This window comes from Streptomyces natalensis ATCC 27448, assembly GCF_000935125.1.
Classification (GTDB): domain Bacteria; phylum Actinomycetota; class Actinomycetes; order Streptomycetales; family Streptomycetaceae; genus Streptomyces; species Streptomyces natalensis.
The window spans coordinates 52,431-65,699 of record NZ_JRKI01000008.1; the positions used below are offsets into that span (position 1 = coordinate 52,431).

General features: G+C 72.8%; 9 protein-coding genes. 6 read left to right on the forward strand and 3 right to left on the reverse strand.

The window, feature by feature from the left end; all coding sequences use genetic code 11:
• Nucleotides 1–27 precede the first annotated feature (27 nt).
• A complete protein-coding gene (locus tag SNA_RS05120) occupies nt 28–1,416 on the reverse strand; it encodes an ABC transporter substrate-binding protein (protein WP_198534985.1) in 1,389 nt (462 codons plus the stop codon).
• A gap of 272 nt (nt 1,417–1,688) precedes the next feature.
• Entirely contained in the window at nt 1,689–4,940 is a 3,252-nt protein-coding gene (locus SNA_RS05125) for an FtsK/SpoIIIE domain-containing protein (protein WP_044363500.1), read from the reverse strand.
• A 516-nt stretch (nt 4,941–5,456) separates the two neighbouring features.
• Between SNA_RS05125 and SNA_RS05130 the strand changes: the two genes are divergently transcribed.
• The 4 genes from SNA_RS05130 (at nt 5,457) to SNA_RS05145 (ending at nt 10,885) form a co-directional block, all read left to right on the forward strand.
• A complete protein-coding gene (locus tag SNA_RS05130; protein ID WP_030069391.1) occupies nt 5,457–7,079 on the forward strand; it encodes a serine/threonine-protein kinase in 1,623 nt (540 codons plus the stop codon).
• A gap of 192 nt (nt 7,080–7,271) precedes the next feature.
• Entirely contained in the window at nt 7,272–8,534 is a 1,263-nt protein-coding gene (locus SNA_RS05135) for a serine/threonine-protein kinase (RefSeq protein WP_044363502.1), read from the forward strand.
• A 68-nt stretch (nt 8,535–8,602) separates the two neighbouring features.
• Nucleotides 8,603–9,709: a peptide chain release factor 2 gene (gene prfB, locus SNA_RS05140; RefSeq protein WP_030069390.1), complete on the forward strand. Its 1,107-nt coding sequence runs from the start codon at nt 8,603–8,605 to the stop codon at nt 9,707–9,709.
• 324 nt (nt 9,710–10,033) lie between these two features.
• On the forward strand, nt 10,034–10,885 hold the full coding sequence (locus tag SNA_RS05145) for an LPXTG cell wall anchor domain-containing protein (RefSeq protein WP_044363505.1): 852 nt from the start codon (nt 10,034–10,036) through the stop codon (nt 10,883–10,885).
• A 205-nt stretch (nt 10,886–11,090) separates the two neighbouring features.
• Here the strand turns inward: SNA_RS05145 and SNA_RS05150 are convergent, their stop codons facing one another.
• Nucleotides 11,091–11,282: a hypothetical protein gene (locus SNA_RS05150; protein ID WP_030069386.1), complete on the reverse strand. Its 192-nt coding sequence runs from the start codon at nt 11,280–11,282 to the stop codon at nt 11,091–11,093.
• A 292-nt stretch (nt 11,283–11,574) separates the two neighbouring features.
• Here SNA_RS05150 and ftsE point away from each other — a divergent pair, with 292 nt between their 5' ends.
• A complete protein-coding gene (gene ftsE / locus SNA_RS05155; protein ID WP_030069385.1) occupies nt 11,575–12,264 on the forward strand; it encodes a cell division ATP-binding protein FtsE in 690 nt (229 codons plus the stop codon).
• Between the two features lie 32 nt (nt 12,265–12,296).
• Nucleotides 12,297–13,208: a permease-like cell division protein FtsX gene (gene ftsX, locus SNA_RS05160; protein WP_030069383.1), complete on the forward strand. Its 912-nt coding sequence runs from the start codon at nt 12,297–12,299 to the stop codon at nt 13,206–13,208.
• The last annotated feature ends 61 nt before the right edge of the window (nt 13,209–13,269 follow it).

Here is a 13,269-nt window from a genome sequence, read left to right on the forward strand (position 1 = left end):
TGACGGTCCCCCCTCGGCCGTGCCCGGTCAGTTACCGCCGTGGCGCCGGAACGATTTCGCGGCGTCCTTCTCCAGCTGCGCCTGCGTCCCCGCGATGTCCTTGGGGTTCTTCAGGAAGTCCTGGAGGTCCTTCCACTCGCCCTGGCCCGGCTTGCCGCCGAAGGAGGCCGGCGCCTGGTCGGACATGTCGAAGCGGAAGTCGTCACCGGCCGCGATCAGCGCCTTGGCGATCTTGCGCATCACGCCGTCCGCGTACGCCGCCTGGTCCAGCTCCTTGTTGGGCGAGACGAACCCGCCCGCCTGCGCCCAGATCTTGGCCGCATCCGTCGAGGCCAGGAACGTCAGCAACGCCTGAGCGGCCTTGTTGCCCTTGAGCGCCACCGCCACATCCCCGCCGGTCACCACCGGGGACCGGGCGCCCACCGCCGGGAACGGGAAGACCTTGGCGTCGGTGCCGATCTTGGCCTTGGTCTGCGCGATATTCGCCGCGGCGAAGTCGGCCGAGGAGACCATCGCGGCCTTCGGGGCATCGCCGCCGCCGAAGGTCTGCGTCACCGACGTCGGGAAATCGGTCTGGAGGGCACCCGAGGTGCCGCCCGCCAGCAGATCCTTACGGCCGAAGAGCTGCCCCAGCGTCGTCAGCGCCTGCTTGACCGAGGGATCGGTCCACTTGATCTGATGCCGCGCCAACTGGTCGTACTTCTCGGGACCGGCCTGCGAGAGATAGACGTTCTCGAACCAGTCGGTCAGCGTCCAGCCGTCCGAACCGCCCACCGACACCGGCTGCACACCCGATTCGGCCACCGTCTGCGCGGCCTTGAGGAAGCCCTTCCAGTCCTTGGGCTCGCCGACCCCGGCATTCCCGAACGCCTTGGCGTTGTACCAGACCAGCGATTTGTTGCTGGCCTTGAAATAGACGCCGTACGGCGTCCCGTTGTGGGCGCCCAGATCCCGCCAGCCCTTGGTGTAGTTCTTCGCGAGCTGCGCCCTGGCGTCGGCGCCCAGCGGCTTGAGCCAGCCCTTCTCGGCGAACTCGTTGAGCACGCCGACCTGTTGGAGCATCGCCACATCCGGCGGACCGCCGCCCGCGACCTTGGAACCGATGAAACCGGCCATGTCATCGCCGCTCGGCACGAAGTCGACCGTGGCCCCGGTGCGCCGTTCGAACTCGTCCAGCACTTTGCCGAAGTTCTCCCGCTCGGGCCCCGTCCAGACCGCGGTGACCTGGAGTTTCTGTCCCTTGAGCCGGGGGAGGTGCACGGTCGGTGCAGTGCTGGTGCCCTTGCCCTCGCCGCCGTTCCCGTCCTTGCCCCCGCCGCCGCAGCCCGCCAGTGCCAGCGCCAGCGCGGCCGTCGCCACCACGGTGCCCCGGACCCGGCCGGCCCGCCCGGCCGTACGGTCGAATCGTCTACGCATCCCCGTAGCCCCTTATCCCCTGCGCCCTGTCCCTGCGCCCGCCGTGCCTGCGGTGCGTGGCCTGCGGTGCGTGCGGTGGTGCCGGCCGTGCGATGTGCGACAGGTCTACGCCGAGATCCCCGGTGCCGCAATACCGCATTCGGCCTCAACTGCCCTTTTGTGATGGGGCTGTTACGGGGGGTGCGGGGGAGAAGGCGGCGGGTCCGGGCCCCGGCGGGCCGACGCCCGCCGGAGCTCACACCACGCGCCTCATACGACGCACATCACGCGCCTCACACCAGCGGCGGCGGGGCGGCCGCCCCCAGGGACTGCGCCGCCCGGTCCAGGGCGCTGGCCAGCAGGGCCAGGTCCGTCGGACCGTTGCCCAGCTCGCGCAGGGGGCGGCGGGCCGGCGGATCGCCCATCCGCTGCCACTCCAGCGGGACGACCGTCGGCCGCAGGGTGGACGTCCGGGGTATCCGGCCGGTCACCCGGCCCGCCTGGAACGGCGTCGAGGAGCCGTCCTGCGCCCGGTCCAGCCGCCCGCGGCCCGGCGGCACCGGCGCGGACGGATCGGCGGCGGCGCCCAGCCGGATACGCAGCCGGGCGCGCTCGGCGGTCGCGGTCCCGGCCGTACGGTCCGGATGCCCGGAGGCCGCGACGAGATGGACACCCAGCGCCGCGCCGTCGCGGGCGACCGCCTCCAGCGCCCGCACCACCGAGCCCGCGGCCGGCCGGCCGGGGCTGCCCAGCGCGGGGGCCACCAGCGCATCGAAGTCGTCGACCAGGACGAACAGCCGCGGCATCGGCGCCGCCTGCTCCTCCGCCGCGGGCCCCTCGCCGCGCGCCCGCAGCCGCAGGGTGCCGGTGCCCGTCAGGTCCGCCGCCCCGCCGCTTTCCGTGTCCCGGCCGCGGTGACGGAGGGCGTAAAGGTCCTGCGGTGTGTCACCGTCCTCGGCCGGGCGGCGCGGGGAGATGATCCGCGGCGCCGGCAGATGCCTGGCGCGCCATTCGGCGAACGGCGTCCCGTCCAGTATTTCCGCGCGCCGCTTGAGCTCCGAGGACAACGCCTGGGCGAACTCCCGCATCCGGACCGGGTCCGAGGCCGCCAGATAGGTCGTGACATGCGGCAGGTCCGTGCACATCCGCAGCCCCTCGCCGCGCTCGCTGCCGCCGCCGTCCACCAGGACCAGCGACAGCAGATCGGGGCGGTCCGCGGCGGCGAGGGCGGCGGCCAGGGAACGCATCAGCTCGGTCTTGCCGCTGGCCGCCGCGCCCTCCAGGAGGAGGTGGGTGGCATCGGCGGCGAGGTCCGCGGCCAGCGGGCCGTGCGGGCCGGCGCCGAGCACCGCGGGGGCGCTGGGCCGGTCGGTGTCCAGCGCGGCGGCCCAGCGCGCCATCAGGGAGGCGGGCGTGGCGCGGGCCAAACCCAGCTCGTCGAGCAGCCGCGCGGCCTCGGGCAGCGGGACGGCCGCGCGGTGGACCTGCCCGCGGGCGGCGGTGGCCAAGTCGTCCTCGCGCAGCGGGGCCAGGGCGCGGGCGACTCGCTCGGCCCAGGCGGCGGAGACGGCGTCCACCGCGCAGACGGCGCCGTTCGGCCCGGAGCCGGGCTGGACGACGCGCAGCGCCGTGGCCACATCGCCGCTGAGCACCGCCACCGCGCCGCACTCGCCGAAGGCGGGCGAGGCCCGGCGGGCGGCCTCGTACGTCGCGGCCAGCGGGAAGGCGGGACAGGCGGCGGGCGTCTCGGCCAGGCACAGCAGATGGATCCCGGCCGCCGGGCCGCCCGCCGCGAGCCGCGCCGCGCTCTCCCGCAGCTCGGACGAGCCGAGGTCGCCGTCCACGATCACCAGGGTGAACGGGCCCTCGTGGCGGGCCGCGGCGGCGGCCACCTCGGCGCGCTCGGCGCTGGCCCAGTTGGGGCCCAGCGGGCCGTCGTCCAGGCGGCGCAGCAGCTCGGCCGTACGGGCGGCGGCCTGTTCCCTGTCGTAGGCGAGCAGCAGCCGGCAGTCCTGGCCATGGGCCGGGCGGACGTGCGGCAGCCAGCCGAGCCAGGACCAGTCCGCGACCCGTTCTTCGGTGTTGCGCCCCCGGTCCGTGGAGATCAGCACGATGTCGAGGGCGGAGGGGGCGTGCAGGGCGGCCAGCTGGGCGACGGCGGCGCGGGCCAGCCCGACCAGTCGCTCGCGCGGTCCGGCCAGCCCCAGGGAGCCGGCCCGGCGCAGGTCGACGGTGACCGGTACGGCGATCCTGCCGTCCCGGCCGGCCGTCCCCAGCCGTACGGTCAGCGCATCGGGGTGGTCCTGGCCGCGCTCCCAGAGGCGGGGGCCGGGGCCGAGCGCCGTCAAGAGGACCGCGGCGGCATCCGGCCAGCGCTCCTGCGCTCCGGCCGCCGCCGCGGCGTCCGGTCCGTACGTCTCGTCCGCCCCGCCGCCGGCCGTCTCCACCTGCCCCGCCCCTGCCTCCTCCGGCGGCTCCGCGGCATACCGCCCCCCGGCCAGCCGCCGGGCCCAGGCGCCGAGGCCGATCTTGCGGGCCGTCCTGGCGGCGTCGGCGGGCGCGAGGCGGTACTGGCCGGCGTGGGTGCCGCCCTGAGAAGGCGCGAGGTCGCGGCTGTCGTGGACGGCGGCCGACGGCGGGGGCTCGGGAGCCGTACCGCGCAGCGGGGTGTCCCGGCGGACCGGCCCGCTGTGCGGTGCGCGGGCGGGAGGCACCGACGCGGGGGAGGGGACGGCGGACCGGGCGCCGGGAATGGACGCCTCCCGGGGCGCGGCATCGCCGGCGAACCGGGCGCCCGCCGCCGCGTCCCGGTCCCACTCCCGGCTTCTCCCCCACTCCCGGCTTCGCTCTAGCGGGGGGACCCCCACGGCCGGGGGGACTCCCGTCGCCGAGCCCGGGGTGACCCGCAGATGCCCCTCGCCGTCGGGGGCGGCGGGCAGCGCCGGGTCCGGGGCGTCGCCCGGGGGCTGGAGGCACAGGGCGGATTCGCCGATCCGCAGGAGGGCGCCGGGGCGCAGCGCGGCGGGCGCCTCGCCCAGGTCCGTGCCGTCGACCGCGGTGCCGTTGGTGGAGCGCAGATCGGCGACGTACACCGCGCCGTCCGGCTCGACGGTCACCGCGCAGTGCAGCCGGGAGACGTCCGGGTCGTCCAGGGGGACGTCGGCGTCGGCGGAGCGGCCGATGCGGATCTGGCCGCCGTGCAGCAGATGGACGCCGCCGGCATCGGGGCCCGAGACGATGCGCAGCCGGGCGGGGCCGTGCGGCAGGCCGTGGGCGGGGGCGGGCCCGGGGCCCTGGAGGGTGAGCACCGCACCGTCGATCAGCGGGGGCTCGCCGATCGCGGCGCGCTGCGGGTCGAGCCGGTCGCTGCCGGCGTAGAGGACCACGGGGCCGCTGCCGGCCTCCGCGCCGGGACCGGCCACGGAGGCCGCGAGGGAACCCGCCACGGCCGCCAGGGCCGTCCCGGCGGGGGCCGTCACGAGCACGTCGCAGGCCCGTGCGGGGTGGCCGCTGCGCGGCCCGAGGACGGTCAGCCGGATCTGCATCGCCGTCAACGGTCCCTTCTGCCGGGGATCCGGCGGGGGCACCGCTCACCCCCCACCGCGCCCGAGCGTCGGCACGTACAAGTCCCAAGCGCGCTTCGCGACGGAGAGCGCGCGCCCCCACCACAATGCGTGCTGGGGGCATCCTCGCACCTGCCACTGACAACACGCCCGTCGACCGCCTCTCGATGATCTTGATTGGTCTTCTAAGGGCGAAAAAGTGCCGGCTTGCGCGCAGGGAACGGCCGGAATCCGACCGGCGCGATCAGCCGCCGGGGGTGGCCGAGGGCGCGCGGGGGCGCGCTCCGCGCCGATCGGCCGGGCGCCGGCGGCAACCATCGGCCCGCGGCGCGCGTCTTCCCCACAAGCCCCGTCCGGCGCGGAGCCGGAGGGCCGACCCGACGGCCTACAGTGGGTCGGAGGTCCCCGAGCCGGGCCATGATCGCCCGCAGGGGCTTCCGATCCGGCGGACGGGGCACACGTTCGACCACAGATCCACCACGACAGGGAGCGCATGACGTGCGGCCGGTAGGCAGCAAGTACCTGCTCGAGGAGCCGCTGGGACGCGGCGCCACGGGCACCGTCTGGCGTGCCCGCCAGCGGGAGGCGGCGGGCGCCGAGGCCGCCGTGGCCGGTGAACCCGGCGAGACCGTCGCGATCAAGGTCCTCAAGGAGGAGCTGGCGAACGACGCGGACGTGGTGATGCGCTTCCTGCGCGAACGCTCCGTCCTGCTGCGGCTCACCCACCCCAACATCGTCCGCACCCGCGACCTGGTCGTGGAGGGCGATCTGCTCGCCCTGGTGATGGACCTGGTCGACGGCCCCGACCTGCACCGCTATCTGCGCGACAGCGGCCCCTTCAGCCCGATGGCCGCCGCCCTGCTCACCGCGCAGATCGCCGACGCCCTGGCGGCCAGCCACGCCGACGGCGTCGTCCACCGGGACCTCAAGCCCGCCAACGTCCTGCTCGCCGGCTCCGACGGCAGCGGCGAGATGCACCCGATGCTGACCGACTTCGGCATCGCCCGCCTCGCCGACTCCCCGGGCCTGACCCGCACCCACGAATTCGTCGGCACCCCCGCGTATGTGGCGCCGGAGTCCGCCGAGGGCCGCCCGCAGACCTCGGCGGTGGACATCTACGGCGCCGGCATCCTGCTGTACGAGCTGGTCACCGGCCGTCCGCCGTTCGCCGGCGCGACCGCCCTGGAGGTGTTGCACCGCCACCTGAGCGAGGAGCCGCGCCGCCCCGGCTCGGTGCCCGAGCCCCTGTGGACGGTGATAGAGCGCTGTCTGCGCAAGCGCCCGGAGGAGCGCCCGAGCGCCGAGAACCTCGCCCGTGCGCTGCGCACCGTCGCGGACGGTGTCGGGGTGCACGCCACCGCGGCCCAGGCCGAGGCCGCGCTCGGCGTCGCCGCGCTGCTCGCCCCGGACCCGACGCCCGCCACGGTCCCCGGGACGGGCACCGGCGGCGCGCCCGGCACCGGCGACGCCGACCCCACCCAGGTCCTGCCTTCGAACGCCGGCTCGTACGACCCGGCGCCGGCCACCAGCGTGCTGCCCTCCACCGGGATGCCGGGCGGACCGGGCTACGGCCAGGGGGGCGCCGACCCGACGCGGGCGATGCCCCCGATGCCGCCGGGCCCGCCCCAGGAGCCGGAGGGCCCGCACCCCTGGGAGTCCCAGCTGCGCGCCGCCCGCGACCGCAACGAACAGACCCAGGTGCAGTACCTGGACCCCAACGAGGACCCGCTGCGCCGCCGCCCCCAGCGCCGCCCCGCGCCGCAGCAGCAGCCCCCGTACCGCCAGCAGCCGCCGTACGCCGAGCAGCAGCGCCCGGCCCCGCAGCGCCGCCGGGAGCCCCCGCCGCAGCGCTACGAGCCGCAGCGTCCGCCCGCGCCGGAGCCGCCGCCCCGCCGCGAGCCGCGGCAGCGCAGCGCCAACCCGATGAAGATCCCGGGCCTGGGCTGCCTCAAGGGCTGCCTGTTCGTTGTGATCATCCTGTTCGTGGCGAGCTGGCTGGTCTGGGAGCTGACCCCGCTCCAGGAGTGGATCGGCACCACCAAGGGCTTCTTCGCCCAGATAGGGGACATCTTCACCAGCGTGAAGCACTTCATCGACGGGCTGAGCGGCAGCAAGCCGTGACCGACGGCCGGGTCCCACCCGGGGCCCGGCCGTCCGCCGTCGTGTTGATTTGTCGACTTCTGATGGGCGATTTCGCGCACAGAAGTGAAGGTTGTGGCCGTCGGGGGCAATGAACCCTCTGGCGCCCGCGTAGCTTTGACGCCAACCTCAGCCCCCGCAGGACGCTCGGGGGCCCGACACGTCGGAGCAGTTTTGGGACGGAAGATCGGCAGCCGGTACACCGCGCACCAGATCCTGGGGCGCGGCAGTGCCGGGACGGTATGGCTGGGCGAGGGTCCCGAAGGGGCCGTGGCCATCAAGCTGTTGCGCGAGGACCTCGCCTCCGACCAGGAGCTCGTCGGCCGCTTCGTACAGGAGCGGACGGCGCTGCTGAGCCTGGAGCACCCGCATGTCGTCGGCGTCCGCGACCTCGTCGTCGACGGCAACGACCTGGCGCTGGTCATGGACCTCGTACGGGGCACGGACCTGCGCACCCGTCTGGAGCGCGAGCGCCGGCTGGCCCCGGAGGCCGCCGTCGCCATCGTCGCCGACGTCGCCGACGGGCTCGCCGCCGCGCACGCCGCGCGCATCGTGCACCGCGACGTCAAGCCCGAGAACGTCCTGCTGGACATGCAGGGCGCGCTCGGCCCCGGTGGCGCGCACCCCGCGCTGCTCACCGACTTCGGCATCGCCCGCCTGGTGGACTCGCCGCGCCACACCCGCGCCACCAAGGTCATCGGCACCCCCGACTACCTCGCCCCCGAGATCATCGAGGGCCTCCCGCCGCGCGCCTCCGTGGACGTCTACGCCCTGGCGACCGTCCTGTACGAGCTGCTCGCCGGCTTCACCCCCTTCGGCGGCGGCCACCCCGGCGCCGTCCTGCGCCGCCATGTCACCGAGAGCGTCGCCCCGCTGCCGGGCATCCCCGACGAGCTGTGGCAGCTGCTGCTCCAGTGCCTGGCCAAGGCGCCAGCCTCCCGGCTGCGCGCTCCCGAGCTCGCCGCCCGGCTGCGCGAAATGCTGCCCTCCCTGGCCGGCATCCCGCCCCTGGACATCGACGAGCCCGACGGCGACGCGCCCGAGGACGACACGGAGGGCGCCGCCGCCCCCGGGTCCCGCGACTACCCGCCCGCCGCCCAGGCGGACGACACCCCGCCGCGCGGCGCCATCCCGCTGGTCCAGGGCGCGAAGCCGGACTCCAACCGGGATACGCACACCAGCATGCGGGTCCCCGGGCCGGACGAGCTCGCGGGCGGTGCGCACGGCACCGCGCGCACGCCCAGGGCCGCCGGTGAGCGGCGGGCGGGCTCGGCCCGGCACCGCGCCGCCGCGGAGGCGGTGCGCCGCCGCCGGATGAAGCTCGGCGCGGTCGGCGCCGCGCTCCTCGTCGCGGTCGGGCTCGGCTGCTGGCTGACCGCAGGCGACGGCGACCCGGACGACGCCCGGCCCGGCATCCACCGCACGCAGGCCCCGTGAGCTGCGCCGCGTGGGTCCGGCGGCCCCGGCCGGGACACACTGTCGGCGGTAGCCGTTAGGCTGGGTGCGTGGCAGTCGTCGATGTATCCGAAGAGCTGAAGTCCCTCTCCTCGACCATGGGGTCGATCGAGGCCGTCCTGGACCTCGACAAGATGAGGGCCGATGTCGCCGTGCTCGAGGAGCAGGCCGCGGCGCCGGCCCTGTGGGACGACGTGGAGAACGCCCAGAAGATCACCAGCCGGCTGTCCTACCTCCAGGGCCAGCTGCGCAAGGCCGAGGAGCTGCGCGGCCGGGTCGACGACCTTGAGGTGCTCTTCGAGCTCGCCGAGGCCGAGGGCGACGAGGACGCCCGCAGCGAGGCCGAGACGGAGCTCGAATCCGTCCGCAAGGCGGTGGACGAGCTCGAGGTCCGCACGCTGCTGTCGGGCGAGTACGACGCCCGTGAGGCGCTGGTCAACATCCGCGCCGAGGCCGGTGGCGTGGACGCCGCCGACTTTGCCGAGAAGCTCCAGCGGATGTATCTGCGCTGGGCCGAGCGCCACGGCTACAAGACCGAGCTGTACGAAACCTCGTACGCCGAAGAGGCCGGCATCAAGTCGACCACCTTCGCCGTCAAGATCCCGTACGCCTACGGCACCCTCTCCGTCGAGCAGGGCACCCACCGCCTGGTGCGGATCTCGCCGTTCGACAACCAGGGCCGCCGCCAGACCTCGTTCGCCGGTGTCGAGGTGCTGCCCGTCGTCGAGCAGACCGACCACATCGAGATCGACGAGTCCGAGCTGCGCGTGGACGTCTACCGCTCCTCGGGCCCCGGCGGCCAGGGCGTCAACACCACCGACTCCGCGGTGCGGCTGACGCACATCCCCACCGGCATCGTCGTCTCCTGTCAGAACGAGCGCTCGCAGATCCAGAACAAGGCGACCGCCATGAACGTCCTCCAGGCCAAGCTCCTCGAGCGCCGCCGCCAGGAGGAGCAGGCCAAGATGGACGCGCTCAAGGGCGACGGCGGCAACTCCTGGGGCAACCAGATGCGTTCGTACGTCCTGCACCCGTACCAGATGGTCAAGGACCTGCGCACCGAGTTCGAGGTCGGCAACCCCACCGCGGTGCTGGACGGCGACATCGACGGCTTCCTGGAGGCCGGGATCCGCTGGCGCAAGCAGCAGGAGAAGTAGCCGTCCGCGGGCCGCTGACTCCGGAACAACTGTCTCCTTCGGGGAGGCAGTTGTTTTGCGTGGAGGGGCTTTGGTCACAGTCGTATGTCCATGTACCACCCAACACCCAGCAATTCGGGCATCGCGTCTTTATTCGACCTTGACGATGTTGGCCGAACTGGGAAGGCTGGGCGGCGGCATGCGTATGTCTGGGGCGCGTGTATGAACGGGGAGATGAGGGGCCCGGCCGCTACGTGCGGGCCCGTGACTCGCGTACCCCCACCGGCTCGTCGCCCCGTACAGCGGTGCTCCAATGACGAGTTCAGCTACTGGGGGTAGCAGTACATGACGAAGAAGACGCGGCTGCGCGTAGCGCGCATTGCAGCCGGTGCGGTGATCGCGGCGGGTGCGTCGCTCACCGCCGCCGGTGCCGCCTCGGCGGCCGAGGTCGGCCAGAAGCAGAGTGCCGGCGACAACTGCAGCCCGCTCGACCCGCTGCACCTGTTCTGTGACGACAGCAGCGGTGGCGCCTCCACCGGCGGTGACTCCTCCGGTGGCGACACCGGCGGTGACAACGGCGGCGACGACTCCACCGGCGGTCTGATCACCGGCGGCACGACCGACGGTGGCACCACCGACGGCGGTACGACCGACGGTGGGACCACCACTGACGGTGGCACCACCGACGGCGGCACCACGGACGGTGGCACCACGGACGGCGGCACCACCACCAACGGTGGCACCGACGGCGGTCACAGCACCGGTGGCGGCAACAACGGCGGCACCGACGGCGGTCACAGCAACGGTGGCAGCACCGGCGGCCACAGCACCGGCGGCGGCAACGGTGGCAGCACCGGCGGTCACACCAGCGGTGGCAGCACCACCGGTGGCGGCAGCGCCACGGGCGGCGGCAGCACCACGGGCGGTGGCAGCACCACCGGTGGCGACAGCACCGGCACCGGCACCGACAACGAGGGCTCCCACCCGATCGAGCAGCCGGGCAAGGGCAAGGAGGGCATGTCCGACACCCCCGGTCAGGCCAAGCAGCAGCCGAAGGGCGGCGAGCTTGCCGAGACCGGTTCCTCCGGCACCACCTTCCTGCTGATCGGCGCGGCGACCATGATCGCGGGCGGTGTGGGCTTCCGCATCCTGCCCCGTCTGATCAACAAGAACGGTGGCGGCGCGGCCGCGGCCTGACGCTGACACGCAGTGAACGAAGGGCCCGGGGTGGCAGCACCCCGGGCCCTTCGGCGTTTCTGTGACTCAGCTCCTGTAACTCATCGGTACGCGCACGACCAGTTACCATAAGTGACGGAGCTCCACCCCTCGGGAGTGCCCCCTGGCTCCCTGGCCGCCCGCGCACCGACCCGGCGCATCCCGGCCCCCGCCGGAGCCGGACGGCTCAGACGGCCTGGTGGAGCAGCACCGCGACCGCGACCAGAGCGATCAGCAGGGCCACCAGCGCCACGGGGCTGAGCTGGCCGAATATGCCCTCTTGCTGCTGAAGCCGTTGCCTGCTGGCCCGGCACACAGAGCAGCGGCCCTCGCTCACAGGGGCCGCGCAGTTGGCGCACACCAATCGGTCGTACGTCATGCGACCTCCCTCTTCACTGCGCCAACGCACCGGAAGGCGCATTGGTTCCCCTACCACTGTGCCAGCTTCCCGGCCGAACGGCGCGCCCCGCGCACCTGTGCTCCATTTGCCCGCCTCGATGCCCTGACAGCCCGCCCGGATGACGGGAATGTCCGGCTACATGCCGTGAATAAATGCACCAACCGCCTCCGGCGACTGCGCTGCCGCGCGAGGTTCGCGTATGGTCACGCACACCGACGGGAGCCGCAACACGGCAACCCGTGCCCCTACCCAGGTCGACCGTGGTGCATCAGTGATCCGATTCGACAACGTCTCCAAGACCTACCCGAAGCAGAATCGCCCCGCCCTCAGGGATGTCTCCCTGGAGATCGAACGCGGCGAGTTCGTCTTCCTGGTGGGTTCCTCGGGCTCCGGTAAGTCCACCTTCCTGCGGCTGCTCCTCCGTGAGGAGCGCGCCAGTCATGGCGCCGTGCACGTACTGGGCAAGGACCTCGCGAAGCTGTCCAACTGGAAGGTCCCGCAGATGCGGCGCCAGGTGGGCACCGTCTTCCAGGACTTCCGGCTGCTCCCCAACAAGACGGTGGGGCAGAATGTCGCCTTCGCCCTCGAGGTCATCGGCAAACCGCGCGGACAGATCCGCAAGACGGTCCCCGAGGTCCTCGAACTCGTCGGCCTCGGTGGCAAAGAGGACCGTATGCCCGGCGAACTCTCCGGTGGTGAGCAGCAGCGCGTCGCCATCGCGCGGGCCTTCGTCAACCGCCCGATGCTTCTCATCGCGGACGAGCCCACCGGTAACCTCGACCCGCAGACATCGGTCGGCATCATGAAGCTGCTGGACCGGATCAACCGGACCGGTACGACCGTGGTCATGGCCACCCACGACCAGCAGATCGTCGACCAGATGCGCAAGCGCGTCATGGAACTCGAAAAGGGTCGGCTCGTCCGCGACCAGTCGCGGGGCGTGTACGGCTACCAGCACTAAGCGTGTACGGCCACCAGCACTGAAAGGACGCCATGCGCGCCCAGTTCGTCCTGTCGGAGATCGGCGTCGGTCTCCGCCGAAACCTCACGATGACCTTCGCGGTCATCGTCTCCGTAGCCCTCTCCCTGGGTCTGTTCGGCGCCTCGCTGCTGATGCGCGACCAGGTCAGCACCATGAAGGGCTATTGGTACGACAAGGTCAACGTCTCCATCTTCTTCTGCAACAAGAACGACGCCGACACAGGTGCCAACTGCGCCAAGGGTGCGGCCACAGAGCAGCAGAAGAACGACATCCTGGCCGAGCTGCACCGTCTGCCGATCGTCCAGAACGTGCAGCACGAGACCAGCGACCAGGCGTACAAGCACTACAAGGAGCAGTTCGGCGACACGCCCGTCGCCGGGCTGGTGACCCCCGACCAGCTGCCGGAGTCCTTCCGGGTCAAGCTCAAGGACCCCACGAAGTACGACGTGATCAAGTCGGCGTTCTCCGAGCGGCCCGGCGTCCAGGAGGTACAGGACCAACGTGACACCGTTGAGCCGCTGTTCAACCTCCTTAACGGCATGAACATCGCCGCGCTGTGCGTGATGGGGCTGATGCTGATCGTTGCCCTGATGCTGATCGTCAACACCGTCCGGGTGTCGGCGTTCAGCAGGCGGCGCGAGACCGGGATCATGCGCCTGGTGGGCGCGTCCAGCTTCTACATCCAGATGCCGTTCATCCTGGAGGCCGCCATCGCGGGCCTGCTGGGCGCCGCGTTCGCCTGTGTGCTGATCGTGGGCGGCAAGGCCATCCTCATCAACAACTGGCTGGCCCAGAAGATCCAGGTGATCAACTTCATCGGCTGGGACTCGGTGGCGCAGGTGCTGCCGCTGGTCCTGCTGATCGGCCTGCTGATGCCGGCCCTCGCCGCGTTCTTCGCCTTGCGCAAGTACCTCAAGGTGTGAACTTTGCCAAGGGGCGCCGTACGGTCAACTCGCCGTACGGCGCCCTTTTGTCCCCTAGACT

Bases quoted from the DNA above. Each gene is read 5' to 3' on its own strand.
- SNA_RS05120 (WP_198534985.1), bottom strand. From the start codon at position 1,416: ATGCGTAGACGATTCGACCGTACGGCCGGGCGGGCCGGCCGGGTCCGG.
- SNA_RS05125 (WP_044363500.1), bottom strand. From the start codon at position 4,940: ATGCAGATCCGGCTGACCGTCCTCGGGCCGCGCAGCGGCCACCCCGCA.
- SNA_RS05145 (WP_044363505.1), top strand. From the start codon at position 10,034: ATGACGAAGAAGACGCGGCTGCGCGTAGCGCGCATTGCAGCCGGTGCG.
- SNA_RS05150 (WP_030069386.1), bottom strand. From the start codon at position 11,282: ATGACGTACGACCGATTGGTGTGCGCCAACTGCGCGGCCCCTGTGAGC.
- ftsX (WP_030069383.1), top strand. From the start codon at position 12,297: ATGCGCGCCCAGTTCGTCCTGTCGGAGATCGGCGTCGGTCTCCGCCGA.